Source organism: Pantoea sp. IMH (genome assembly GCF_000599885.1).
In the GTDB taxonomy this organism is placed as follows: Bacteria; Pseudomonadota; Gammaproteobacteria; order Enterobacterales; family Enterobacteriaceae; genus Erwinia.
In genome coordinates this window covers 1,180,247-1,204,641 of record NZ_JFGT01000005.1, presented here as the reverse complement: position 1 = coordinate 1,204,641, position 24,395 = coordinate 1,180,247, and the positions used below count along the sequence as shown (strand labels likewise).

The following is a 24,395-nucleotide window of genomic DNA, read 5'->3' as shown; positions in this document are numbered from 1 at the left end:
CTTACGCGCTTCGCTGAAGCAGCATTGACTTGATATGGCCAATGGCTCGCGTAGGGTTAAGCCCTTTAGGACATACGCTCACACAGTTCATAATGCTATGACAGCGGAATACGCTGAAAGCATCGTTGAGGTTGTCCAGTCGCGCATTGGTTTCCGTATCGCGGCTGTCGATCAGGAAACGGTAAGCGGCTAACAAACCTGCCGGCCCGATAAATTTCTCCGGGTTCCACCAGAAAGAAGGGCAGGAGGTGGAACAGCATGCACAAAGGATACATTCGTACAGACCATCCAGTTTTTCCCGCTGCTCCGGTGCCTGGAGATGTTCACGCGCAGGTGGATTTTCGCCATTATTCAATAAGTAAGGTTTAATCTTTTCATATTGAGTGTAGAACTGGCCCATGTCCACTACCAGATCCCGGATCACCGGCAGCCCCGGCAGAGGTCGGATGACAATTTTCTTCTTGCCGCCGCCCAGTGCCGACACTGGCGTGATGCATGCCAGTCCGTTTTTACCGTTCATATTAAGGCCATCGGAGCCACAAACCCCTTCGCGGCAGGAGCGGCGGAAACCCAGCGTTGGATCCTTTTCCTTAATACGGATAAGCGCATCCAGCAGCATCATATCGCGCCCTTCTTCCGACTCCAGGCTGTAATCCTGCATCCGTGGCGCATCGTCAACGTCCGGGTTGTAACGATAAATTGAAAATTCGAGTCTCATCGTTTTATCTCCGCAAACTAGTAAGTACGTGCTTTCGGCGGGAAGGCCGCGCGCAGTTTTGGCGACATGTTCACCTCACGGCGAGTCATGCTTTCGCTCTGCGGCAGGTACACGCTGTGACACAACCAGTTAGCATCGTCACGCTCAGGATAGTCGAAGCGGCTGTGCGCGCCCCGGCTTTCGGTACGGAAGTTGGCAGCGACCGCGGTGGCGTAAGCCGTTTCCATCAGGTTATCCAGCTCCAGACATTCAATACGCTGGGTATTGAAATCGCTGGAACGATCGTCCAGGCGCGCATTTTTCAGACGCTCACGCAGCAGCTTCAGTTCTGCCAGCCCTTTCGCCATCGCCTCCCCTTCACGGAACACGGAGAAGTTATTCTGCATACAGGTCTGCAGCGCTTTACGCAGCTCGACAGGATCTTCGCCGGTCGTATTGTTGTTCCAGCGATTCAGACGAGCCAGCGAGGCATCGATCTCTTCATCGGTCGCGTCACGCAGTTCGCCCTGCTCCTGAATAGACTCCTGTAAATGCAGACCCGCCGCACGACCAAAGACCACCAGGTCGAGCAGCGAGTTGCCGCCGAGACGGTTAGAACCGTGCACCGACACGCAGGCGATTTCACCCACGGCAAACAGCCCTGGTACAACGGCATCTTCACCCTGCTCATTAACCGTCAGCGCCTGGCCCGTCACACGGGTAGGAATGCCGCCCATCATATAGTGGCAGGTAGGAATAACCGGGATAGGCTCTTTTACCGGATCGATATGGGCGAACGTACGGGAAAGCTCAAGAATCCCCGGCAGACGCGCTTCAAGGACTTCACTGCCAAGATGATCAAGCTTCAGCTTGATATGCGGGCCCCATGGGCCTTCACAGCCGCGTCCTTCACGGATTTCAATCATCATGGAGCGGGCGACAACATCGCGACCGGCCAGATCTTTCGCGTTAGGTGCATAGCGTTCCATAAAGCGCTCGCCATGCTTATTCAGCAGATAGCCACCTTCACCACGGCAGCCTTCCGTTACCAGCACGCCCGCGCCGGCAATGCCGGTGGGGTGAAACTGCCACATCTCCATATCCTGCACCGGCACGCCTGCGCGGAGCGCCATACCGACGCCGTCGCCCGTATTGATATGGGCATTGGTGGTGGACTGATAGATGCGACCTGCACCGCCGGTGGCCAGCACCGTTGCACGGGCTTTAAAGTAAACCACTTCACCATCTTCGATATTAATTGCGGTACAGCCGACAATAGCCCCATCGCTGTTTTTCACGAGGTCCAGGGCATACCATTCAGAGAAGATGGTCGTTTTGTTCTTCAGGTTCTGCTGGTAGAGCGTGTGCAGCAGCGCGTGACCGGTACGGTCAGCTGCAGCAGCGGTACGCGCAGCCTGCTCGCCACCAAAGTTCTTGGACTGGCCGCCGAAAGGACGCTGGTAAATGCGGCCATCGTCAAGACGGGAAAACGGCAGACCCATATGTTCCAGTTCCAGAATCGCTTCCGGACCGGTTTTGCACATATATTCGATCGCGTCCTGGTCACCGATATAGTCGGAGCCTTTAACCGTGTCGTACATATGCCATTCCCAGTTGTCATCGTGGGTGTTACCCAGCGCAACGGTAATACCGCCCTGCGCAGACACGGTATGGGAACGGGTTGGAAAAACTTTTGATAACAGGGCACAAGTCTGGCCCGATTGGGAAATCTGCAGCGCGGCACGCATGCCTGCACCACCTGCGCCGATCACAACGGCGTCAAATTCTCTGACTGGCAACTTCATTACGCACCCCACACAACAACAGTTCCATAAATCGCATACACTAACAGCGCCGTCACCACCACCAGCTGCAACGTTAACCGCAGCGCCAGCGATTTGACGTAGTCCGTCAGTACCTGCCACATCCCAATCCAGCCGTGCACAAGAATGCAGAGCAGCGTCAGAAGGGTGAACACCTTAGTCATGGAGGAGGCAAAGAATCCGCGCCAGATTTCGTAGGTCAGGCTATCTGCCATCATTACGAAACCGAGAATGTAAAGCACGTAGAGCGTGATAACGATGGCGGACGCGCGGAGCAGCAGCCAGTCATGGACGCCGTTACGGCCCAGTGAAGAAGCGTTGCTTACCATACGAGGACTCCAGCCAGAATTGAAAGCACGACAGTGATACCAAACGCAATGTGCGCCGAGCGCTTGCCAATTTCCATCGTTTCACCGAGGTAGCCGAAATCCATCAGCATATGACGAACGCCACCAACAATGTGATATGCCAGCGCGGCCATGATGCCCCAGACGATGAATTTGACGATGAAGCTGTCCATAACGGCAGCGGCCTCAAGGAAGCCTTCGGGTGAGGAGAGTGACAGGCCCAGTAACCAGAGCAGTATACCAACGGCAACAAACGTAATGACGCCGGACACGCGGTGGAGAATAGACGCTATTGCAGTAACGGGAAACCGGATCGTGGAGAGATCCAAGTTGACAGGTCTTTGTTTTTTCACGGTTTTGCCCACACAGCCTTTCTTATTTTGCTTCCTCCGGTCCTGAGGGCGGGTCAGACAACGTTTCATGAAGCACTGCGCCAGGCACTAAAACTGCAACGTCCAGTGTCAAAACGACGCGTATAAAACGCTGGGTGGCTCCTACAGCAGGGTATTCCCGGAGACCTGGCGGAAGTATAGGGGGATCACAAACTCATTACAATTCCCCTACAAACATCTTGGAAACATTTGGATGGAACAGTGACACCCCTCACATTTTTCACATAACATACATTTTTAATCAACTGATTTGACAAAAGTTAAACATTTCTGTTACAAACAAACGATTAAAAGTAGTGGGATTCACAAAAGTTATGGAGATACACTTTCTCCAGGCGATTAGTTATGTAAAAGTGAGTTCCAATTGACTTAAAGTATCAGGTAACGGTTACCAACACGTTATGACCAGACCGGATCTTTAACAACCGCGAAACGCAGCACGATTGTGCCCTCCCGGCCTGCAAACGCCCGTCACTCTGTACCCTGCACATTTAAGATGCCACAGAGACGAGTATCTGCCATTCCGCACGCCGCCGTGGACATAATGGCATTTCTGGTGTCAAAGATTCATAGATAAGGCGCTAAGGAGACTGTAAATGGCTGATAAAAAAGCAACGCTAACCCTACCAGGCGAAGCTCCTATTGAACTGGATGTGCTTGAAGGCACGTTAGGACAGGCTGAGATCGACGTCCGTACCCTGGGATCCCAGGGTTATTTCACCTTTGACCCAGGCTTCACCTCGACGGCATCCTGTGAATCTAAAATCACCTATATTGATGGTGATGAAGGGATTCTGCTGCACCGTGGTTTCCCCATCGATCAGCTTGCCCTGCACTCAAATTACCTTGAAGTCTGTTACATTCTGCTGAACGGCGAGAAGCCGACGAAAGCGCAGTTTGAAGAGTTCAGCACAATTGTTACCCGCCACACCATGATCCATGAACAGATTCATCATCTGTTCCGTGGCTTCCGTCGTGATTCACACCCAATGGCGGTTATGTGCGGCGTAACCGGCGCGCTGGCGGCGTTCTATCATGATGCGATGGATGTTAACATTGAGCGTCACCGCGAAATCGCGGCGTTCCGCCTGCTCTCTAAAATGCCGACCGTGGCGGCGATGTGCTACAAATACTCAATCGGCCAGCCGTTTGTCTATCCACGCAACGACCTTTCCTACGCAGGCAATTTCCTGAATATGATGTTCTCCACGCCTTGTGAAGAATATGTTGTGAATCCGGTGCTGGAACGAGCAATGGATCGTATTTTGATCCTGCATGCTGATCACGAGCAGAACGCATCGACTTCTACTGTACGTACCGCTGGCTCCTCCGGCGCGAACCCCTTCGCCTGTATTGCGGCGGGGATTGCCTCCCTGTGGGGACCGGCGCACGGCGGCGCGAACGAAGCCTGTCTGCGGATGCTGGAAGAGATCAGCTCCGTCGAGCATATCCCTGAATTCCTGAGACGTGCAAAAGACAAAAACGACTCGTTCCGTCTGATGGGCTTTGGCCACCGCGTCTATAAGAACTACGATCCACGCGCCACCGTCATGCGTGAAACCTGCCATGAAGTGCTGAAAGAGCTCGGCATGAAGGATGATTTGCTGGAAGTGGCGATGGAGCTTGAGCATATCGCGCTCAACGATCCTTACTTCATCGAACGCAAACTCTATCCAAATGTCGATTTCTACTCTGGCCTTATTCTGAAAGCGATGGGGATTCCGTCCTCCATGTTTACGGTCATTTTTGCCATGGCACGTACTGTTGGCTGGATCGCACACTGGAAAGAGATGCACGATGACGGCATTAAAATTGCCCGCCCGCGCCAGCTTTATACCGGCTACGATCAGCGTGATTTTGAATCCGATCTGAAATAATCCGGATCGCTGAAAGACAAGGGGAGCCACTGCGGCTCCCCTTTTTATTTACCCTGGTCATGCCCCTGAGGCCTGCAACTCCCAGCTCTTTTTAAGCCGCCTTTCCGATCCCGGCTGAACCTTCATCCCTTTCCACCCCAACCTTCCGGCCTTTTCCCTGTCGTTATTTTTAAAGAAAAGTACCCAAAGCCGCCTCAGGCTGCTGTCATACATAAAACGAGGGAAGCACCATGTTCAGTGCTGACAGCCCGGACACCAGTAGAAGGGGCGCGATGAGAGCGTCGTTTTCTCAATCGTGCCGCCACAGCGTTCGCACGCCTTGCCGGCACGGTGAAAGACTTTAAAGCGGAACAGTGCGCCATGATGTTTTTTATCGTTCACCACGCCACGCGTCTGATAAGAAAGCCTTGGTACGTCCAGCAGAGCCGCGGCAAATTTTTGCAGCTGCTCTGGCGACAAATCCTCTGCCCGGTGGTGAGCCGCCAGCCCCGCCAGCCAGAGAATTTCAACCCGCAGGTAATTCCCCAGCCCCGCCAGAAAAGCCTGATCCAGCAGCAGCCCGCTGAACTGACGTCGGCGAAAGCGCTTAGAGAGTAGCCGTTCCGCCACGCTTTCCGGCGTCAGCGTCATATCCAGTACATCCGGCCCTACCCGCAGCAGAAAAGGATGCGTGGCAAGAGACTGCGCATCAAGCATCTCAATATCAGACGCGCTGTAGAGCAGCACGGTTTTATCCGCCGTACTCAGGCGGACCCGGAGTACGCGGTTGGTTTGCGGCACTTCGCCCGGGTCGGTAATTCGCCAGACGCCATACAGTTGATTATGGCTGTAGAGCGTGTGACCTTCGGAAAAATGGGTCAGAATCGCTTTGCCTCGTGTTTCAAAGGCCGTGATCTTCTCCCCCACCAGCAGAGGTTCCCACACTTTAAGCTCGGGAAAGGCAAACCAGACATCGGTCAGCGTTTTTCCGCCGATGGCGGCTTCAAGCTTGTCTGCCGCCCGTCGAATTTCCGGTCCTTCAGGCATACCGCTCCCTGTCAGTGACAATCAATGCGTGGCCCCGCCCGTCAGACGAATATCTTCTTCCACCGTCAGGGCAATACTCAACGCCATTTCGAGCGCCAGGATCACCGTCGGCGCAGGCATACTGGCGGCGCCTGGATATTTAACCGCCTGCTCCGGCAGCCAGGGTATATGAATAAATCCACCACGCACTTTATGCTTGCCTTTCTGCTTGGCCAGCCTATGCAGCAGGCCATACATGACATGGTTGCAGACAAAAGTGCCTGCCGTCTGGGAGACCGAGGCAGGGATCCCCGCCTCGCGGATCCCCTCAACGATCGCTTTTACCGGCAGTGTTGAAAAATAGGCAGCCGGTCCGCCTTCGACGATAGTTTCATCAATGGGCTGATTACCTGCATTATCCGGAATGCGCGCATCATCAACATTAATAGCGACCCGTTCCACCGTCACATCCACGCGTCCACCCGCCTGCCCGACCGCGATAACCAGATCGGGTTTCAGTTCGTCAAGGCTCGCCGTCAGCGACGTCAGTGATTCTCCAAATACGCAGGGCAGCTGTTTTGCCACTACGCGAGCGCCACAAATCATCCGCTCGTGAAGCTGGCTCACCGCTTCCCATGACGGGTTAATCACTTCGCCACCAAATGGTTCGAAGGCGGTAATCAGTACCGTTTTCATTTCAGCCTCACAGGAACATCAGGAAATAAAGAAGAAAGACATTCGCGATTAACAATAGCACGCCGGTTGGCACCTGAGCCTTAATGACCGCGTTACGATCGGGCAGTTCAAGCAGCGCCGCGGGCACAATGTTGAAGTTTGCCGCCATCGGCGTCATCAGCGTGCCGCAGTAGCCGGAAAACATACCGATTGCCGCCATTACCGCTGGGTTCCCATGATGCTGCAGAACCAGAATCGGAATACCAATACCGGCGGTCACAATCGGGAATGCGGCGAAGGCATTGCCCATGACCATGGTTAGCAGCGCCATGCCAATGGCGTAGGTGGCGACGGCAATAAACTTATTGTCCACGGCCAGATACGTTTCGGTCAGATGGGAGATAGCCGTCCCAACGCCCGCGCTGGTGAACAGCAGACCCAGCGTTGCCAGGATCTGCGGCAGAATAAAAGCCCAGCCGATAGCATCAAGCAGCCGGCGCGCTTCCTGCACCGATTGCGCGGGCGTGTCATGCGTCAGCTTCAGCGCAATCAGCCAGCCCACCACACAACCCACCATCATGGAGAAAAGTGTAATCAGTGTGGAGTGATTTCCCGTGCCGAACACCAGCTCCCGCAGTCCCTGAATATTATTAAACGTCAGTACGCCGATGACGGTCACTACCGGGATCGCCAGCGCAGGCAGGAACAGACGGTTGCCCAGCCGTTTCGCGCTCTCCGCGCGCTGTTCGCCGGTCCGTTGATGGTAGGAACCCAGCTTCACACCACCCAGTCCGGCTATCAGCGCCATTACCACCACGATAATGCCGATGGTGATATGCAGCGAACGTTCGCCAAGCAGTCTGACCGACCAGTCTCCAACAAAAAAGACCAGACCATATAGCGCCCAGAACAGGCCTGTGGTCAGGCGACGCGGATTGGCTTTGTCGCGCCAGGACATAATGGCCACGACCATCAAAATAAAACCAGCCAGCCAGAACAGATATTGTTGCTGAAACATTAGCGGCCTCCCTTCGCTTTCAGTGCGTCGGCGTTCAGCGCGGCAAGCTCAGCCGCCAGCGTCTTGTCCAGCCGGCGCAGGCGCACGGAGTGGATAATAAAAGCACAAATCGCCGTCGGGATCCCCCAGAGTGCAATATGCAGCGGCTCAGTCTGGATACCGGCTGACTCCAGCATAAAGTTGTGCATAAAGATAATCGCACCGAAGGCGACAAAAATATCTTCACCGAAGAACAGGCCCACGTTATCCGTTGCAGCTGACATCGCGCGTAAACGGTGACGAACATGATCCGGCAGTTCGCCGTAGCGGTTCTCCGTCGCCCCCTCAGCCATCGGTGCCAGCAGCGGCCGCACCATTTGCGGATGTCCGCCAAGGCTGGTCAGCCCCAGCGCGGCCGTTGCCTCACGGACAAACAGGTAAACGATCAGCAGACGACCTGCCGTGGCAGTTTTGATTTGTGCAATCCATGTCTGGGCGCGCTCCTTCAGACCGTGCCGCTCAAGCAGGCCGATAACGGCCAGCGGCAGCAGCAGGATTAGCGGCAGGTTGCGGGTATTGAGAAAGCCGGAACCCAGCTTTTCAAGAATATCGCCAATAGGCATTTTAGCGGCGAACCCGGTAATGATGCCGGCAACAATCACCACCAGCACCGGGTTAAAACGTAGCAGAAAGCCGATAACGATGGCGAGAATGCCAGCCAGCGGCCAGAGGTTTACTGCACTTTCCATATCTTCTCCGAAAATCCTGAGTTATTCCCGCCAGAGACGGGCAGCATGCCTGTTGCGTTTACAGCATCAGAGGCTGGTAATCTCAATGTTATGTTGAGTAAATGCCTTGCGGAGTTCGCGCGCAAAGGTCAGCGCGTGAGTGCCGTCGCCGTGAACACAGACGGTATCCGCCTTTACGCTCACCCATTCACCGCTCAGCGACTGAACTCTTCCCTGCTCAATCATGCTCAGCGTCTGCGCAATAGCCTGTTCATCGCTCTCCACCATGGCACCCGGCTGGGAACGTGGCACCAGGGATCCATCAGCCTGATAGGCGCGATCGGCAAAAACCTCTTCACGAGTGGTCAGCCCCAGCGCTTGCGCTACGCGAATCGATTCACTGTTGGCAAGGCCTACCAGAATCAATCCTGGATCAACAGCCTTTACCGCCCTGGCAATGGCCTCTGCCAGCGCAGCCTGCTGCGCCGACTGGTTATAAAGCATGCCGTGCGGCTTGACGTGAACTAACCTGCCGCCTTCACTTTCGACCAGCCCCTTCAGGGCGCCTATCTGATAGATCATCTGTGCGTAAACCGTCTCTGGCGGCAGCTGCATCGCTGAACGGCCAAAATTTTCCCGGTCGGGAAAGCTGGGATGCGCGCCCATTGCCACGTTAAATTCCCTCGCCCAGCGTACGCTTTGCAGCATTGTCTGCGCATCACCCGCGTGGAATCCACAGGCGATATTGACGGAAGAGACTATCTGCAAGAGTTGGCGATCGTGAGCGCAACCTTCGCCCAGATCGGCATTAAGATCGACCTTCATGTTCCAGCCCCCATGCCATTTGTGCCATCGATCGCTCACGCTCACGTTTTGCCTGCAGCGCCTCGTCTAACGTACAGTGAACAAAATGTATCTTTTCGCCCAGACGTATCTGCGCCAGATGATAGAGATCGGCTTCGATCACGCAGGCAATGCGTGGATAACCGCCGGTCGTTTGCGCATCCGCCATCAGGACAATCGGCTGTCCATTCGGCGGCACCTGAATAACGCCCGGTATCAGTCCGTGCGAGAGCATCTCCCGACTGGCGGTACGGGTCAGAGGACGTCCCTGAAGACGATAACCCATGCGATTACTCTGCGGCTGAAGCTGCCAGGAAGTACGCCAGAAGGCTTCCCGGCTTTCATGACTGAATTCATGAAACTCCGGGCCGACCAGCGCCCGGACACGGTTACCAAACAGCAGCTGGCGTACACCAACGGGATGACTGAACGTCCGCCGCGCTTCCGCAAGCGGTAACAGATCCCCGTCCTGGAGTGCTTTGCCGCCGAAGCCGCCAAAACCGGCCTTAACGTCGGTGCTACAGGAGCCGAGCACGGGCGTCACGACAAAGCCGCCGTCGAGTGCCAGATAGCTGCGCATACCGCGCGTCGGCATTTTGAGCGTCAGCCGCTGCCCTTTTTTTACCGCCGTACGCCAGCCGGTCCAGACAGGCTTACCATCAAGATCGGCGTTGCAGCCCGCGCCGGTCAGCGCAAACCAGCCATCGCGCCCAAATTCGGCGCAAAACTGCCCCAGCGTGATTTCCAGCACGGCGCTGTTTTTATCATTGCCCACCAGCAGATTGGCAGTTTCCATCGCTGGCTGATCCAGAACGCCACTCAGGCAAACGCCAAACTGACGCCACCCTGTCCGGCCCGCATCCTGGAGCGTTGTGCTCATTCCCGCACGAAGAATTTTCAGCATATCCCCTCCTTTTGCGGCACAAAGCGCACGCTGTCGCCAGGCCTGAGGTAAGCGGGCGGCGTATGCTGTGGATTGAACAAATTCAGGTCGGTCCGGCCAATAAGCTGCCAGCCGCCGGGTGCTGAAAACGGATAGATACCGGTCTGGCTGCCGCCAATGCCAACGGATCCGGCAGGCACGGCCACTCGCGGCTCGGCACGGCGCGGCGTATGTAGTCGCCCGTCCAGGCCGCCCAGATAAGGGAATCCTGGCTGAAAACCGATAAAATAAACCACATAGGCCGCCGACGCATGAATCTCAACAACCTGTTGCGGCGTCAGACCGCTGTGGTGCGCCACTTCTGCCAGATCGGGACCTGCTGCCCCACCATAAACAACCGGAATCTCCATCTGACGGGTGTCAACTTCCAGCGCCTCGCTTTTTTCCCACCATAACTGGAGCCATTCGATAGCGTCCAGCGCGGTACTTTGCGGCTCACTCAGCATCACGGTGATGTTATTCATCCCCGGCACAATTTCCGTCACTTCCGGACGCCCCGTAAGGCGCGCGGTAAGCTGCCAGATACGTTGCTGACTACGAAGGGAAACAGGGGGTTCCAGCTCAAGCACCACGGCGCGCTCGCCTAACAGATAACAACGTGCTCGTTGCAAAACACTCCTCCTGACCTGTCGGTAAGGCCATCCGTTTATGTTATTAGACAAACAGTTATGCGGAAATGTAAGGGATGTGTCAATAGAAAGCCCTGAGCGGCAGCGCTGCCGCTCAGGCTGAATCAGGCAGGATTAGGAATATCAATGAAGGTAACGTTAAGACCGTGATTTTCGGCCAGCCATTCACCGAGGGCTTTGATCCCTCCGCGCTCGGTAGCATGATGCCCTGCCGAGAAGAAGTGAAGCCCCTGTTCACGCGCGCTGTGGATGGTTTGTTCTGAGACTTCACCCGTAATAAAAGCATCCACACCAAAGGCCGCAGCGGCATCAATAAAACCTTGTCCACCGCCGCTACACCAGGCCACACGGCGGATCTCGTCAGGTGCATTATCGCCACAATGCAGTGGCTCGCGGCCAAGTTTATCGGCAATGCGGCGGGCAAGCTGCTCGCCGGTCAGGGCCTGGTTCAGCTCACCCCAGGGTACCAGTGGCATGACTTCACCCTGCACCTCAATGCCGAGAAGCTTCGCAAGTTGCGCGTTGTTACCAAGCTGTGGGTGTGCATCCAGCGGCAGATGCCAGCCATAAAGATTAATATCATTCGTCAGCAGGGTTTTCAGCCGGTTGCGCTTCATGCCCTTAATAACCGGCACCTCGTTTTTCCAGAAATAGCCATGATGTACCAGTACTGCATCCGCATTCAGCCGGACGGCTTCATCCAGCAGCGCCTGACAGGCGGTGACGCCCGTGACGATCTTTGCGACTTCACCACGTCCTTCGACCTGAAGGCCATTCGGCGCATAATCGCTGAAGCTCGCGGTGTCGAGCTGCTGATTCACAATATGTTCAAGTTCTGTATTACGCATAATCTTTCCTGAATGTTCCGCAGTCCGGCGCCTGCTTATGATTTTCTGGCGGCCTCGTAGGCCTCCAGCGTGCGCTTGCGCGCCTCTTTATGATCGACAATCGGTACCGGATAATCCAGTGATATCTGGTTCTTTTCAGCCCAGACGTGTGGCTGATGAATATGCTCGTCAGGAACGTCATTCAGCTCTGGCAGCCACTGGCGGATAAAATGGCCGTTTTTATCAAACCTTTCGCCCTGGGTGGTGGGATTGAAGATGCGGAAATAAGGTGCCGCGTCGTTACCGCTTGAGGCGGCCCACTGCCAGCCGCCGTTATTGGCAGCCAGATCGCCATCAATCAGCTGGGACATGAAATAGCGTTCCCCCTCGCGCCAGTCAATAAGCAGATCTTTTATCAGGAAGCTGGCCGTAATCATTCGCAGCCGGTTATGCATCCAGCCGAGACTGTTCATCTGACGCATAGCCGCATCAACGATCGGATAGCCGGTTTTACCCTGCTCCCAGGCTTCCTGCAGCGCTTTATCACGTTGCCACTGCACCTTAGCCGTCCAGCTGATAAAAGGCTGATGGCGACAAAGCTTTGGCCAGGCCACCAGCAGATGGCGATAGAATTCCCGCCAGATCAACTCGTTGAGCCAGACAAAAACGTCGCTCTTCTCCAGGCCTTCAGGATGTTCTCTCAGCAGACGGTGCAGACACTGTCGGGGAGAGAGGACGCCGGTAGAGAGATAGACTGACAGACGGCTGGTGCCATCAACGGCAGGAAGGTTGCGGTTTTCCGGATAATCCGTAACGGGCTGCTGGCAAAATTCCCGTAGCCGTTTAAGCGCCGCCTTCTCCCCTGCGGGAAAAAGCGTGTCATCATACTTCTCAAAAGGATAATCAAACGGCTGTAGTTCAGGCTGCTGATCCAGCGGGGCATTTTTACGGGGTTCGGGCGCTGGAACGCATTCCGGTAATCCCTCGTTCAGTCTTTTAACGAAGGCGCGGCTAAAAGGCGTAAAGACTTTATACATTTCGCGGTTGCCGTTCAGCACGCTGCCGGGCGGTAACAGTAAGCTGTCATCAAACCCCTGTGATATCACATCGTGATCGTAAAGCGTTCGCTCAACTGCCGCGTCACGCTCGCGTTCATTGACCTCATACTGATAGTTGTAAAACAGGCGATCAACACGATGCTGTTCACAGAACGCTTTCAGCGCATCGGGAACAGCGGCGAAGTCATTACAATGCAAAAAATGGAGTGGAATCCCTTTTTCACTCAGCGCCTGCTGCAACTCTTTCAGGCTGTCGAAGATAAACGCCGCCTGTTTTGGCGCCAGAGTGTGGGATTGCCACTGCGCTGGCGTGGCGATATAAAGCGCCAGCACGTTGGCATCTTTATTGCGGCATGCCGCGTTTAAGGCGTAGTTATCGTGGATGCGCAGGTCGTTGCGCAGCCAGACCAGATGCGTGGTCATGGGACTTCCTGTGGGCTGATTCAGTGACCGTAGCGCAGACGAAGCGCTTCCGGATAGGGTTCAAAGTAGCGCTGCTGAGCCAGGTAGGGATCGGGGAATTCTGACATATAGTGTTTAAGCAACGTCAGAGGTGCCAGCAGAGGCTGTAGTCCCTGGCGATAATGGTCGATAAGCGCCGCCAGCTCCTGACGCTGTTTGGAACTGAGCTGGGGTCGAAAGTAACCCTGAACATGCATCAGCACGTTGGTATGGTTACCCCGCGTCGCCTGATGTTTAAGCAGATCCATCAGCCGCTGACGGTATTCAAAGGCGAAGGCTTCCAGCGATGGCCAGCTTTCTATCGCGGCCACAAAGCGTCCCAGTTCGCGATACTGCGGCTGCGAGTGGGCCAGAAGTGAGAGTTTATAGCGGCTGTGAAAGGCGATCACTTTGCCGCGTGTCAGGCCACTGCGCCATAACGTATTGAATTCATGCAGGGTATAAACGCGCTCAACGAAATTTTCACGCAGTACCGGATCGTGCAGTCTGCCGTCCTCTTCTACCGGAAGCCAGGGCATCTGCTTCATCAGTTCGCGGGTAAATATCCCCACGCCCTCTTTGCGGTTGTCGTTATTCTCAGGTTTGTAAACACGCACCCGCTCCATGCCGCAGCTGGGCGATTTTGCACAAACGATATAGCCGCAGAGATGATGAAGATGCGCAATTTTATTTTCTGAGAAACGCTGCATCTCTTCTGTCAGCGGATCGCCCTTCCCATTACTGAAGCAGAGCGCAACCTCGTCTCCTTCCGCGGCGTTTCGGGTTAAGCGTAAGGCGGGTCGTGGCGTGGGTAATCCTATCGCCATTTCAGGGCAGATAGGATCAAAACGCATATAAGGGGCAAGGTCCTCCGCTGCGAACGCACAACGCTTATGCCCCCCATCGAAGCGGACGTTATCTCCAAGCAGGCAGGCGCTGATGCCGACAGGAATTTTTTCGCTCATAGTTGTACAACCTCCAACTTCTTGTAGAGGTTTAAGTGTAGCCGATACGCGCGGGATAAGCCTGCACTGTTTATAAAAAGCGGTACTGAAGACAAAAAAAATTCCCGCCGGAGCGGGAATGTTTTTAATAAAAATCGCAGGCTGCGGCCTCGGACTGCGCCAGCCAGACCGGCTGACTGCTGGTTTTGGACCATATCCGGTGAAGATAGCTGTAAAACCGGGCGCGATCCCGACGAAACAGCATTACAGGCAAGGCGAGCGTGCCAAGGATTAACACCGCCAGGCGGCGCAATACGATTCGATGTAACGGGTACGGTTGATAAAGACGCATACGTCCTCCAGGCAAAGTGAATGTGTAATCTGAGCAAAATAATAGCGCTGATTGTGTAATATTACTACTCATCCGACCACTTTTTTGCTGAAAAAACCGACAGATTACGCCTGCGTAATGTTGCAAAGTTACGAAAAAGTTAAATGACAATAAATAATTAACACATCATTCACTTTGCATTAAGGTGCGTTACTTTCGGGCAGGTAATGGCCTGGCTTATACCAACGGATATCCGGCAGCCATAAAAAAAGGCGCTGCAAGCAGCGCCTTTCGGAACAGATCAGAAATCAGGCGTTTTTCAGCACTTCACTGACAATTTCCACGGCTTCTTTTTCAATTTTTTCACGATGCTCAGCACCGAGGAAACTTTCACAGTAAATCTTATATGCATCTTCTGTCCCTGAAGGACGCGCGGCAAACCAGCCGTTTTCCGTCATGACTTTCAGACCGCCGATGGAGGCGCCATTACCTGGTGCTGCCGTCAGGCGGGCAGTGATAGGGTCGCCTGCCAGCGTATCGGCACTGACCATTTCAGGTGAGAGTTTCGACAGCGCCGCCTTCTGTGCAGAGGTCGCGGAAGCCTGCAAACGGTTGTAACTTGGGGCGCCGAAACGCTCAGCAAGCTCATCATAGTGCTGCTGCGGATTTTTTCCGGTGACGGCAGTAATTTCCGCGGCCAGCAGGCACATAATGATGCCGTCTTTGTCGGTAGACCAGGGGGTGCCATCGAAGCGCAGGAAGGAAGCACCCGCGCTCTCTTCGCCACCGAAGCCGAAGCTGCCGTCGTAAAGACCATCAACAAACCATTTGAAGCCAACCGGCACTTCGACCAGACGGCGACCGATATCGTTAACCACTCGGTCAATCATCGCGCTGGAGACCAGCGTTTTCCCGACCGCCACCTCTTTGCCCCACTGAGGACGATGCTGGAAAAGGTAGTTGATCGCGACCGCAAGATAGTGGTTCGGGTTCATCAGGCCCGCCGGCGTGACGATGCCGTGACGGTCATAATCCGGATCGTTGGCAAAAGCGAGATCGAATTTATCACGCAGCGCCAGCAGCCCCGCCATGGCACTTTCAGATGAGCAGTCCATACGGATTGCGCCATCTTTATCGAGATGCATAAAGCGGAAAGTCTGATCCACGGCGTCATTGACGATGGTCAGATCCAGCTTGTAGAACTCCGCGATACGCTGCCAGTAGACAATACCCGAACCGCCAAGCGGATCGACGCCAATTTTGAGGCCCGCTTTCTGAATGGCAGCGATATCAACAATCTCCGCCAGGCCTTCGATATAAGGCTGGATCAGATCTTTTTCCTGCAGATGGCCGCTCGCCCAGGCTTGATCCAGCGCGATGCGTTTAACCTCTTTCAGGCCATCTTTCATCAGGGCATTGGCGCGATCTTCAACGACTTTAGTGACGTTGGTATCCGCAGGCCCACCATTTGGCGGATTGTATTTAATACCGCCATCTTCCGGTGGGTTATGCGAAGGCGTGATGACAATCCCGTCGGCTTTAGGACCACCCGCTTTGTTGTGTTCAAGAATGGCATTCGAGATAGCCGGGGTCGGCGTATAGCCATTGTCCAGCTGAACAATCACATCCACGCCGTTCGCCGCCAGCACTTCCAGCACTGAGATCAGGGCCGGTTCGGAGAGCGCATGCGTATCTTTACCCACATAGCAGGGACCGGTAATCCCGTTCTTTTTACGCTCTTCCGCAATAGCCTGGGCGATAGCCAGAATGTGCGTCTCGTTGAAGCTCTGGCGTCCTGCGCTACCGCGATGGCCTGAAGTTCCAAACTTCACCGCATGTTCCGCATTACTCAGATCGGGCTGCAGGACATAATATTGCGACGTTAATTGTGCAACGTTAATCAAATCGCTCTGCTGGGCTGGCTGCCCGGCACGGGGGTGATTAGCCATTGGCGCTTCTCCCTGACACTTAGGTTCTCAGTTAGAGGGTGCCGCAAACTTTGTCAGTGAGTTCCGTCGGGAACTGCATTGATTGCATGATATGTTCGACCATGCTGCGTTTACGGCCTGTGTTGGTGTTGGTGATCACCCAATACGGCGTGCCCGGAACGTGCTGCGGCTTGGTATGGGTGCCATTCTGTACCAGGGTCTGTTGATTCCCCGCAAAGTAGACGCGCGTACGACCATGAAGCGATTCGGTCGCGGCGGCAAATGCCTTGGGATCAAGATTGTATAAAGTCGACAAAATCAGCATAAAGCGATTCACCGCTTTTTTCTGTTCAGCATATTCGTCAGAAAGCAGCAGTTCACGCATGGCGCGGACGCGATCCAACGGACGCGCCTCTTCCTTTCCTACGCCACTTTCTTTCGCCGTAGATCCAGAAATGGCTGCCACTGGGGTAGCCGCTGGTGCGCGCTGACCGGCGGAAAATTTAAGCATACGCCGTAAAATGTCAGAGGCGCTTTCACCAATATGCTGGGTATGGCTGGCGATATAACGGTACAGCTCTTCGTCGACTTCGATAGTTTTCATCTTTATCCAGTACGGTTAGTGCTTAAGAGCCGGTCAGCGCGCACGCTGTGGATGACAAACGCACGTTAGCCTTTCGAACCAGCTCTAACATGTGGATTATAAAGTTAAATCCTGCCGGGGTGTAGCGCCAGTCCTGAAAGCGGGCAAAAGTCAGAATATGCCGCAAAGAGATTGGCGGAGCACACCTGCCTTTTCAGCAGAATAGGTTCTTCCATGATACCCTAACCCCTCGTTTCCCCTGTAAGAACTTTACTATGAAATTGAATGTTCGCCTGCAATCTGAACAATCAGCCGCCGACGCCGCGCCAGTGGTGCTGATTCATGGCCTCTTTGGCAGCCTCGACAACCTTGGCGTGCTGGCCCGGGGGCTGAAGGATCGCCGCCGCGTGGTGCAGATTGACGTGCGCAATCACGGCCTTTCGCCACGTTCAGAAGAGATGAACTATCCCGCCATGGCGCAGGATGTCGTGGAGACACTTGACGATCTGGGGATTGATCGTTTCACCGTCGTGGGCCACTCTATGGGCGGTAAAATCGCAATGGCGCTGACCGCACTGGTACCCGGCCGCGTTGAACAACTGGTGGTTATAGATATTGCCCCCATCGCCTACCAGGAACGTCATCACGATCGCTTTTTTGCCGCCATGAAGGCGGTCAGCGCGGCAGGTATCACGACCCGGAGTGAGGCGACCACCCTGATGCGTCAGCGTATAGAGGACGAAGGCGTCATTCAGTTTTTGCTTAAATCTTTCCATGAGGGTGAATGGCGGTTCAACGTGCCGGTGTTATGGGACACTTATGACGAGATTATCGGCTGGGAAACGTTACCGCCCTGGCCACATCCTGCGCTTTTTATCCGCGGCGAACGCTCATTTTACCTTGATGACCAGTACCGTGATGCGCTGCTTGCGCAATTTCCTCAGGCGCGAGCCCATGTGATCGGCGGCGCAGGCCACTGGGTCCATGCGGAAAAACCTGAGGCGGTTTTACGCGTTATCAGTCGCTTTTTAGGCCTGTAAAAACAAAAGATTCATGGGGATGTTAAATCATTGTCGTCCCCACTTTCACAGGGTATGATGGCGCGCTAAAAATTTGTCGCTGATGGAATTTCAGCCGGCAGCCTGACCAATTCATCAGTAATCCAGCCTTTTCAGTATCTCGATTCTATGGCAAAAGAAAACACGGACCGCACCACGATCGATCTGTTCGCAGATGAGCGTCGCCCGGGACGACCTAAAACAAATCCGCTAACGCGTGATGAGCAGCTGCGTATCAATAAACGCAACCAGCTCAAACGGGATAAAGTGCGTGGACTCAAGCGCGTAGAGCTGAAAATGAACAGCGACGCGGTAGATGCACTGAACCAGCTCGCCGAGCAGCGTAATATGAGCCGCAGCGAGTTGATAGAAGAAATGGTGATGGCACAGTTAGTCAGACGGAACGCTTAAACGGCCCTCTCAACAATGACTCACGCAGGCCGGGACAAAGCACAAAGCGACAAAAGCAGGAGGATTACACGTTTATCCCCCTGAGGCTGTCTGCTATCATTGCCGTTATCTGTCTTTAACAGCAGTCACCATATCATTAAGTTTCAAGAGGTTATTAAACTCATGGCAATCGTAGGCATTTTCTTTGGCAGCGATACAGGCAATACCGAAAACATTGCAAAAATGATCCAGAAGCAGCTCGGTAACGAGGTGGCTGAGGTTCATGATATCGCGAAAAGCAGCAAAGAAGACCTTGAAGCCTTTGATATTCTGCTGCTGGGCATTCCAACCTGGTACTATGGCGAAGCCCAGTGTGACTGGGATGACTTCTTCCCTACCCTTGAAGAAATCGACTTTAACGGTAAGCTGGTTGCCCTGTTTGGCTGCGGCGATCAGGAAGATTATGCCGAGTACTTCTGTGATGCGATGGGCACCATTCGCGATATCATTGAGCCTAAAGGCGCGGTGATCGTCGGCCACTGGCCGACAGAAGGCTATCATTTTGAGGCGTCTAAAGGCCTGGCGGATGATAACCACTTCCTGGGGCTGGCCATTGATGAAGATCGCCAACCCGAGTTAACCGCTGAACGTACAGAGAAGTGGGTAAAACAGATTTATGAGGAACTGCACCTCAAGGAAATCCTCGAAGCCTGATAACAGCCGCCTGATGTGGGAGTTATCTCACATCAGGCGCATGGTTTTTCCTATAATAGTAATAGGCACATTTTTGTAACTTTCACCTGCAAAACTGTACAATATCGCCATCGGTCATCCGGCTTTCTCAGCGCCTTTCGCCCTGAAGGCAGCGTTGATGAGAAAGCATGAAATGTAATCCAGCTCAGGCAGGCGCCTGCTTTTCAGGATGTAACGGCTTTTTTACCCTTATTTTCCTGGTGGGGACGCCTTTCCGCGGTTTCCATTTCGAACTATCAGTTCTATACTGAGGCGCCTGACTTTTCAGCGACGACCGATGCTCAGGGCTTTTCAGCCACTTAGTGACTAGCAAAGTAACAGGACAATATCCGCATGACTGACAATAACACCGCATTAAAGAAGGCCGGCCTGAAAGTCACGCTTCCAAGACTTAAAATTCTGGAAGTGCTTCAGGAACCCGTTGGCCATCACGTCAGTGCGGAAGATTTGTATAAACGCCTGATTGATATGGGCGAAGAGATTGGTCTGGCGACGGTTTACCGCGTTCTGAACCAGTTTGATGACGCCGGCATTGTGACGCGTCACAATTTCGAAGGCGGTAAGTCCGTCTTTGAACTGACTCAGCAGCATCACCACGATCATCTGATCTGCCTGGATTGCGGAAAAGTGATCGAATTCCGTGATGAGTCTATCGAATCCCGTCAGCGTGATATCGCCACTAAACATGGTATCAAGCTCAGCAATCACAGCCTCTATCTGTATGGGCACTGCTCTACCGGCGACTGCCGGGAAGATGAGACGCTGCACGACAAGTAAGCGGATGAATGTCGTCTTTTATCTCCCGAACGCTATTATTCAGGTTCTGTGAGGCATTAAAGGCCGCACTCGCTTTGTGCCAAAACAAAAAACCGGTGAAGCCTCACCGGTTTTTTTTCGTCTGTATACGCTGCTGAAACGAAATACGACCGTTTCAGATCCCCAGTTCCCGCGATGACAGTACATACAAAAATCCGTCATCCCGAAAAGAATGACGGATTTAATCTGTCATCACCGTCTCTGCCTGGCCAATCCCCGACAGAGGCTGGAAAAATTACTCGCCCGTTTTTGCCCAGGTATCACGCAAACCCACAGTGCGGTTAAACACCAGCTTGTTAGGCGCGGAGTAACGGCTGTCCGCGCAGAAGTAACCTTCACGCTCGAACTGATACGGACTGGACGGCTGCGCCTGGCTCAGCCCAGGTTCGACGAATCCCTGACGGATAATCAGCGATTCCGGATTGATAGTCGTCAGGAAATCATCCGCCGCACCTGGGTTCGGTACGCTAAACAGACGATCATATAACCGGAATTCAGCGGGTAACGCGTGTTCCGCCGAAACCCAGTGGATGACGCCCTTCACCTTACGGCCATCAGCAGGATCTTTGCTGAGCGTTTCCGTATCACAGGTACAGAACAGGCAGGTGATATTGCCTTCATCATCTTTTGCTACGCGTTCAGCCCTGATCACATACGCATTACGCAGGCGGACCTCTTTGCCCAACACCAGACGTTTATAGTGCTTGTTAGCTTCCTCCCGGAAGTCAGCACGATCGATGTAGATCTCACGACTGAACGGCACTTCCCGCGTTCCCATCTCCGGTTTATTCGGATGATTCGGCATGGTGATGATCTCTTCGTGTCCCGCGGGCAGGTTTTCAATCACCAGCTTCACCGGGTCGAGAACGGCCATTGCACGCGGCGCATTTTCGTTAAGATCGTCACGAATGCAGGATTCCAGCGAAGCCATTTCAACAATGTTGTCCTGCTTGGTCACGCCAATACGGCGGCAGAACTCGCGAATAGACGCTGCACTGTAACCACGACGACGCAGGCCTGATACGGTGAGCATACGCGGATCGTCCCAACCCTCGACAATCTTTTCGCTGACCAGCAGGCTGAGCTTGCGCTTGGACATGATCGCATACTCCAGATTCAGGCGGGAAAACTCATACTGGCGCGGATGCACGGGAATGGTGATGTTATCCAGCACCCAGTCATAGAGACGGCGGTTATCCTGAAACTCCAGCGTACAGAGCGAATGGGTGATCCCTTCCAGCGCATCGGAAATGCAGTGGGTGAAATCGTACATCGGATAGATGCACCACTTATTGCCCGTCTGATGATGTTCAGCGAACTTGATGCGATAAAGCACCGGATCGCGCATCACGATAAAACTGGACGCCATATCAATTTTGGCACGCAGGCAGGCCGTTCCCTCGGCAAATTCTCCGTTACGCATTTTCTCAAACAGCGCCAGGTTTTCCTCCACGCTGCGGTCGCGATAAGGGCTGTTCTTACCCGGCGACGTCAGGGAGCCGCGATATTCGCGAATTTGCTCAGGCGACAGCTCGTCAACATAGGCCAGGCCTTTATTGATAAGTTCAACAGCGTAATGATGCAGCTGGTCAAAATAGTCAGATGAGTAGTGGACGTTACCGCTCCACTCAAAGCCCAGCCACTGTACGTCCTCTTTGATGGATTCCACGAACTCCAGGTCTTCTTTCACCGGGTTGGTATCATCAAAGCGCAGATTGCACTGGCCCTGGTAATCCTGGGCGATGCCAAAATTGAGGCAAATGGATTTAGCATGGCCAATATGCAGGTAGCCATTAGGCTCGGGCGGGAAGCGCGTATGCACGGTGCTATGCTTACCGCTCGCCAGATCTTCGTCAATAATCTGACGAATAAAGTTAGTTGGGCGGGCTTCTGCCTCACTCATCTTAATTTCCTCAGGAATGCTTAGCGTAATTAGTACGTGAAATAACGGAGTATGATCCACAAAGCCGGGAAGGGAAACAACCGTTTGTTAGGGCTTAATGATAAAAAAAGGGCGGGAATCGCTTCCCGCCCTGTGACTTTACTGAGCTGAGTCGTTAGCCCTTAATCTCATACAGACGGCTTTCGCCCGCCACAACCGTTTCGCCAGCGACCAGATTGATGCCGCCGAAGTCTTCAATATTACTGACAACAACGGGACTGATCATCGAGCGGGCATGGCTGTTAAGCCAGTCGAGATCCATTTCCAGTACTGGCTGACCAGCGACAACCTCCGCACCCTCTTCAATCAGACGCGTAAAGCCTTTACCGCCCAGCGCAACCGTATCAAGCCCCATATGCACCACAACCTCAATGCCCTTTTCCGTTTCCAGACAGAAGGCGTGATTCGTATTGAAGATCTTCACCACGGTGCCGGCGGCAGGCGCAACTACGGTACTGCTGGTTGGCTTGATCGCCAGCCCTTCACCGACCGCTTTACTGGCGAAAGCTTCGTCAGGCACCTGCTCAAGCGCAACCACTTCACCGCTTACCGGCGCCACCAGCGTGCCGATAATCCCTTTTGACACATTAGGTACCGCCTGGACTACTGGCGCAGCACTGGCTACCGGTGTTGTTGCCGTTGCCGCTGAGGGAACCGGCCCCCGGCTTAATACAGTTTTCATGGCAGAAGCGATAGTTTCAGCACGAGTGCCGACAATAATCTGAATGCTCTGCTTGTTCAGGCGAATAACACCCGATGCGCCAAGGCGCTTAACCACAGCCTCGTTGACTGAGGCGCTATCCTTCACGTTCAGACGCAGGCGCGTAATGCAGGCGTCGATCCCGGTCAGATTATCAGAGCCTCCTACGGCACCAATGTAATGACGGGCAAGCGATTCAGTATCGGTTTCTTTATTGCCACTTTTCTCAACGTTGACGTCATAGCCATCACTTTCATCGCCATCCACCGCCAATTCACGTCCTGGCGTCAGCAGATTGAATTTTTTGATGGTGAAGCGGAATACCACGTAGTAGATAACAAAGAAGACCAGCCCCTGCGGGATCAGCATGTACCAGTGGGTGGCCAGCGGATTTCGTGAAGAGAGCACCATATCCACCAGCCCGGCGCTGAAGCCAAAGCCGGAAATCCACTGCATACTTGCGGCGATAAATACCGAAATACCGGTTAGCACAGCGTGGATCACATAGAGAACTGGCGCCACGAACATAAAGGAAAATTCCAGCGGTTCAGTGATACCGGTAAAGAAAGCGGCGAAGGCTGCCGCCAGCATGATACCACCGACTTTGGCGCGGTTTTCCGGACGTGCACACTGAAAAATGGCCAGCGCAGCGCCTGGAAGACCGAACATCATGATGGGGAAAAAGCCAGCCTGATAACGGCCAGTGATCCCGACAGCGGCCTTACCGCTTTCGAGCGACTGCGCCCCACCCAGGAAGTTTGGAATATCGTTGATGCCTGCCACGTCAAACCAGAAAACGGAGTTAAGGGCGTGATGCAGGCCAACCGGGATCAACAAACGGTTGAAGAACGCGTAGACGCCCGCACCGATCGATCCCATTTTCTGAATACTTTCACCAAAGTTGACCAGGCCACCGAAAATCAACGGCCAGATATACATCAAAATAAAGGCAACCAGGATCATCAGAAAGGAGACCAGAATCGGCACCAGACGACGACCGCTGAAGAAGGAGAGCGCCTTAGGCAACTCAACGTGACTGAAGCGGTTATACATCTCTGCAGAGATGATACCGACCAGAATACCGACGAACTGGTTTTCGATTTTACCGAATGCCATCGGCACCTGTTCGACCGGAATTTTCTGAATCATTGCGACCGCAGCTGGCGAGCAGAGTGTCGTTACGACAAGAAAACCAACAAAACCGGTCAGCGCCGCGGCGCCATCTTTATCTTTGGACATGCCGTAAGCCACGCCGATGGCGAACAGAACGGACATATGATCGATAATTGCTGAACCCGATTTAATGAGCAGCGCTGCAAGTGCGTTACCTGCTCCCCATGCATCTGGATCAAGCCAGTAGCCGACGCCCATCAGAATCGCGGCGGCGGGCAGTGTTGCCACCGGCACCATGAGCGCCCGTCCTACTTTTTGCAGATAGCTTAGAATATTCACCTTTCCCCCTATAAGACCCGTTAAGGCGCCATGAGCCGTTTCGTTTTATTATCACGGCCTGTTGGTTTCTGAATAACAGTTCAAACCCCGAAGCGGAGTGTAAGAAAAATTTAATTCGCTTCGCAAATTAAAACCGCTACAACTGTGACTTTTATCACCAAAATAGCCATGAAATTTTTCATGCTTCTGGCTATCGCCGCAAACTTATTTTATGAT

The 24,395-nt window shown here is 53.8% G+C and carries 24 protein-coding genes; 5 read left to right on the top strand and 19 right to left on the bottom strand.

Annotated elements, in window-relative coordinates; genetic code table 11:
* Window position 1: 1 nt before the first annotated feature.
* The 4 genes from EA20_RS0114105 to sdhC are packed head-to-tail and all read right to left on the bottom strand — an operon-like array spanning window position 2 to window position 3,232.
* Window positions 2-718 (bottom strand): succinate dehydrogenase iron-sulfur subunit, encoded by a 717-nt coding sequence (locus EA20_RS0114105; protein WP_024967443.1) that lies wholly within the window; start codon window positions 716-718, stop codon window positions 2-4.
* A 17-nt stretch (window positions 719-735) separates the two neighbouring features.
* On the bottom strand, window positions 736-2,502 hold the full coding sequence (gene sdhA / locus EA20_RS0114100; RefSeq protein ID WP_024967442.1) for a succinate dehydrogenase flavoprotein subunit: 1,767 nt from the start codon (window positions 2,500-2,502) through the stop codon (window positions 736-738).
* Window positions 2,502-2,849, bottom strand: a complete 348-nt coding sequence (gene sdhD / locus EA20_RS0114095; protein WP_024967441.1) for a succinate dehydrogenase membrane anchor subunit — start codon at window positions 2,847-2,849, stop codon at window positions 2,502-2,504. The genes sdhA and sdhD overlap by 1 nt, the downstream gene beginning before the upstream one ends.
* Entirely contained in the window at window positions 2,843-3,232 is a 390-nt protein-coding gene (sdhC, locus tag EA20_RS0114090; protein ID WP_024967440.1) for a succinate dehydrogenase cytochrome b556 subunit, read from the bottom strand. Before sdhC ends, sdhD begins: the two co-directional genes overlap by 7 nt.
* A gap of 623 nt (window positions 3,233-3,855) precedes the next feature.
* Here sdhC and EA20_RS0114085 point away from each other — a divergent pair.
* Window positions 3,856-5,136: a citrate synthase gene (locus EA20_RS0114085; protein WP_024967439.1), complete on the top strand. Its 1,281-nt coding sequence runs from the start codon at window positions 3,856-3,858 to the stop codon at window positions 5,134-5,136.
* Between the two features lie 234 nt (window positions 5,137-5,370).
* Here the strand turns inward: EA20_RS0114085 and nei are convergent, their stop codons facing one another.
* The 13 genes from nei to seqA all read right to left on the bottom strand — a co-directional run bounded on the left by nei (window position 5,371) and on the right by seqA (window position 17,089).
* Window positions 5,371-6,162 carry an endonuclease VIII gene (gene nei, locus EA20_RS0114080; RefSeq protein WP_024967438.1) on the bottom strand — a complete coding sequence of 264 codons (792 nt, stop codon included), beginning with the start codon at window positions 6,160-6,162 and terminating at the stop codon, window positions 5,371-5,373.
* Between the two features lie 21 nt (window positions 6,163-6,183).
* Window positions 6,184-6,837, bottom strand: a complete 654-nt coding sequence (gene pcp / locus EA20_RS0114075) for a pyroglutamyl-peptidase I (protein ID WP_024967437.1) — start codon at window positions 6,835-6,837, stop codon at window positions 6,184-6,186.
* Window positions 6,838-6,844: 7 nt separating this feature from the next.
* Window positions 6,845-7,834 (bottom strand): DUF979 domain-containing protein, encoded by a 990-nt coding sequence (locus EA20_RS0114070; RefSeq protein ID WP_024967436.1) that lies wholly within the window; start codon window positions 7,832-7,834, stop codon window positions 6,845-6,847.
* Complete coding sequence (locus EA20_RS0114065; RefSeq protein WP_024967435.1) at window positions 7,834-8,562, bottom strand: DUF969 domain-containing protein; 729 nt, start codon at window positions 8,560-8,562, stop codon at window positions 7,834-7,836. Before EA20_RS0114065 ends, EA20_RS0114070 begins: the two co-directional genes overlap by 1 nt.
* A gap of 66 nt (window positions 8,563-8,628) precedes the next feature.
* Window positions 8,629-9,366: a 5-oxoprolinase subunit PxpA gene (pxpA, locus tag EA20_RS0114060; protein ID WP_024967434.1), complete on the bottom strand. Its 738-nt coding sequence runs from the start codon at window positions 9,364-9,366 to the stop codon at window positions 8,629-8,631.
* Window positions 9,350-10,288: a 5-oxoprolinase subunit PxpC gene (pxpC, locus tag EA20_RS0114055; protein WP_024967433.1), complete on the bottom strand. Its 939-nt coding sequence runs from the start codon at window positions 10,286-10,288 to the stop codon at window positions 9,350-9,352. The genes pxpA and pxpC overlap by 17 nt, the downstream gene beginning before the upstream one ends.
* Window positions 10,282-10,938 carry a 5-oxoprolinase subunit PxpB gene (pxpB, locus tag EA20_RS0114050; RefSeq protein ID WP_024967432.1) on the bottom strand — a complete coding sequence of 219 codons (657 nt, stop codon included), beginning with the start codon at window positions 10,936-10,938 and terminating at the stop codon, window positions 10,282-10,284. Before pxpB ends, pxpC begins: the two co-directional genes overlap by 7 nt.
* Before the next feature lie 122 nt (window positions 10,939-11,060).
* On the bottom strand, window positions 11,061-11,804 hold the full coding sequence (locus tag EA20_RS0114045; RefSeq protein WP_024967431.1) for a type 2 GTP cyclohydrolase I: 744 nt from the start codon (window positions 11,802-11,804) through the stop codon (window positions 11,061-11,063).
* 35 nt (window positions 11,805-11,839) lie between these two features.
* Complete coding sequence (gene phrB, locus EA20_RS0114040; protein WP_024967430.1) at window positions 11,840-13,264, bottom strand: deoxyribodipyrimidine photo-lyase; 1,425 nt, start codon at window positions 13,262-13,264, stop codon at window positions 11,840-11,842.
* A 20-nt stretch (window positions 13,265-13,284) separates the two neighbouring features.
* On the bottom strand, window positions 13,285-14,247 hold the full coding sequence (locus EA20_RS0114035) for a 2-thiouracil desulfurase family protein (RefSeq protein WP_024967429.1): 963 nt from the start codon (window positions 14,245-14,247) through the stop codon (window positions 13,285-13,287).
* A 124-nt stretch (window positions 14,248-14,371) separates the two neighbouring features.
* Complete coding sequence (locus tag EA20_RS0114030; protein ID WP_024967428.1) at window positions 14,372-14,578, bottom strand: YbfA family protein; 207 nt, start codon at window positions 14,576-14,578, stop codon at window positions 14,372-14,374.
* Between the two features lie 287 nt (window positions 14,579-14,865).
* Window positions 14,866-16,506 carry a phosphoglucomutase (alpha-D-glucose-1,6-bisphosphate-dependent) gene (gene pgm, locus EA20_RS0114025; RefSeq protein WP_024967427.1) on the bottom strand — a complete coding sequence of 547 codons (1,641 nt, stop codon included), beginning with the start codon at window positions 16,504-16,506 and terminating at the stop codon, window positions 14,866-14,868.
* Between the two features lie 31 nt (window positions 16,507-16,537).
* Window positions 16,538-17,089, bottom strand: coding sequence for a replication initiation negative regulator SeqA (gene seqA, locus EA20_RS0114020; RefSeq protein ID WP_024967426.1), 552 nt, complete (start codon window positions 17,087-17,089; stop codon window positions 16,538-16,540).
* 254 nt (window positions 17,090-17,343) lie between these two features.
* On the opposite strand from seqA, the gene ybfF reads away from it, so the two are divergent.
* The 4 genes from ybfF (at window position 17,344) to fur (ending at window position 20,046) form a co-directional block, all read left to right on the top strand.
* Window positions 17,344-18,108 carry an esterase gene (ybfF, locus tag EA20_RS0114015; protein WP_024967425.1) on the top strand — a complete coding sequence of 255 codons (765 nt, stop codon included), beginning with the start codon at window positions 17,344-17,346 and terminating at the stop codon, window positions 18,106-18,108.
* A 147-nt stretch (window positions 18,109-18,255) separates the two neighbouring features.
* The gene (gene ybfE / locus EA20_RS0114010) at window positions 18,256-18,537 is read left to right on the top strand and encodes a LexA regulated protein (RefSeq protein WP_024967424.1); all 282 of its coding nucleotides are present in this window, start codon (window positions 18,256-18,258) and stop codon (window positions 18,535-18,537) included.
* A 162-nt stretch (window positions 18,538-18,699) separates the two neighbouring features.
* Window positions 18,700-19,230, top strand: coding sequence for a flavodoxin FldA (gene fldA, locus EA20_RS0114005; protein WP_200868320.1), 531 nt, complete (start codon window positions 18,700-18,702; stop codon window positions 19,228-19,230).
* 372 nt (window positions 19,231-19,602) lie between these two features.
* Window positions 19,603-20,046 (top strand): ferric iron uptake transcriptional regulator, encoded by a 444-nt coding sequence (gene fur, locus EA20_RS0114000; protein ID WP_024967422.1) that lies wholly within the window; start codon window positions 19,603-19,605, stop codon window positions 20,044-20,046.
* Window positions 20,047-20,320: 274 nt separating this feature from the next.
* On the opposite strand, the gene glnS is transcribed toward fur, so the two are convergent.
* Entirely contained in the window at window positions 20,321-21,988 is a 1,668-nt protein-coding gene (glnS, locus tag EA20_RS0113995; RefSeq protein ID WP_024967421.1) for a glutamine--tRNA ligase, read from the bottom strand.
* Window positions 21,989-22,142: 154 nt separating this feature from the next.
* Window positions 22,143-24,173, bottom strand: a complete 2,031-nt coding sequence (gene nagE, locus EA20_RS0113990) for an N-acetylglucosamine-specific PTS transporter subunit IIBC (protein WP_024967420.1) — start codon at window positions 24,171-24,173, stop codon at window positions 22,143-22,145.
* Window positions 24,174-24,395: the final 222 nt, after the last annotated feature.

Coding starts and splice junctions, on each gene's coding strand:
- EA20_RS0114105 (WP_024967443.1), bottom strand. CDS start 718: ATGAGACTCGAATTTTCAATTTATCGTTACAACCCGGACGTTGACGAT.
- sdhA (WP_024967442.1), bottom strand. CDS start 2,502: ATGAAGTTGCCAGTCAGAGAATTTGACGCCGTTGTGATCGGCGCAGGT.
- sdhD (WP_024967441.1), bottom strand. CDS start 2,849: ATGGTAAGCAACGCTTCTTCACTGGGCCGTAACGGCGTCCATGACTGG.
- EA20_RS0114085 (WP_024967439.1), top strand. CDS start 3,856: ATGGCTGATAAAAAAGCAACGCTAACCCTACCAGGCGAAGCTCCTATT.
- nei (WP_024967438.1), bottom strand. CDS start 6,162: ATGCCTGAAGGACCGGAAATTCGACGGGCGGCAGACAAGCTTGAAGCC.
- pcp (WP_024967437.1), bottom strand. CDS start 6,837: ATGAAAACGGTACTGATTACCGCCTTCGAACCATTTGGTGGCGAAGTG.
- EA20_RS0114070 (WP_024967436.1), bottom strand. CDS start 7,834: ATGTTTCAGCAACAATATCTGTTCTGGCTGGCTGGTTTTATTTTGATG.
- EA20_RS0114065 (WP_024967435.1), bottom strand. CDS start 8,562: ATGGAAAGTGCAGTAAACCTCTGGCCGCTGGCTGGCATTCTCGCCATC.
- pxpA (WP_024967434.1), bottom strand. CDS start 9,366: ATGAAGGTCGATCTTAATGCCGATCTGGGCGAAGGTTGCGCTCACGAT.
- pxpC (WP_024967433.1), bottom strand. CDS start 10,288: ATGCTGAAAATTCTTCGTGCGGGAATGAGCACAACGCTCCAGGATGCG.
- EA20_RS0114045 (WP_024967431.1), bottom strand. CDS start 11,804: ATGCGTAATACAGAACTTGAACATATTGTGAATCAGCAGCTCGACACC.
- phrB (WP_024967430.1), bottom strand. CDS start 13,264: ATGACCACGCATCTGGTCTGGCTGCGCAACGACCTGCGCATCCACGAT.
- EA20_RS0114035 (WP_024967429.1), bottom strand. CDS start 14,247: ATGAGCGAAAAAATTCCTGTCGGCATCAGCGCCTGCCTGCTTGGAGAT.
- EA20_RS0114030 (WP_024967428.1), bottom strand. CDS start 14,578: ATGCGTCTTTATCAACCGTACCCGTTACATCGAATCGTATTGCGCCGC.
- pgm (WP_024967427.1), bottom strand. CDS start 16,506: ATGGCTAATCACCCCCGTGCCGGGCAGCCAGCCCAGCAGAGCGATTTG.
- seqA (WP_024967426.1), bottom strand. CDS start 17,089: ATGAAAACTATCGAAGTCGACGAAGAGCTGTACCGTTATATCGCCAGC.
- ybfF (WP_024967425.1), top strand. CDS start 17,344: ATGAAATTGAATGTTCGCCTGCAATCTGAACAATCAGCCGCCGACGCC.
- ybfE (WP_024967424.1), top strand. CDS start 18,256: ATGGCAAAAGAAAACACGGACCGCACCACGATCGATCTGTTCGCAGAT.
- fldA (WP_200868320.1), top strand. CDS start 18,700: ATGGCAATCGTAGGCATTTTCTTTGGCAGCGATACAGGCAATACCGAA.
- fur (WP_024967422.1), top strand. CDS start 19,603: ATGACTGACAATAACACCGCATTAAAGAAGGCCGGCCTGAAAGTCACG.
- glnS (WP_024967421.1), bottom strand. CDS start 21,988: ATGAGTGAGGCAGAAGCCCGCCCAACTAACTTTATTCGTCAGATTATT.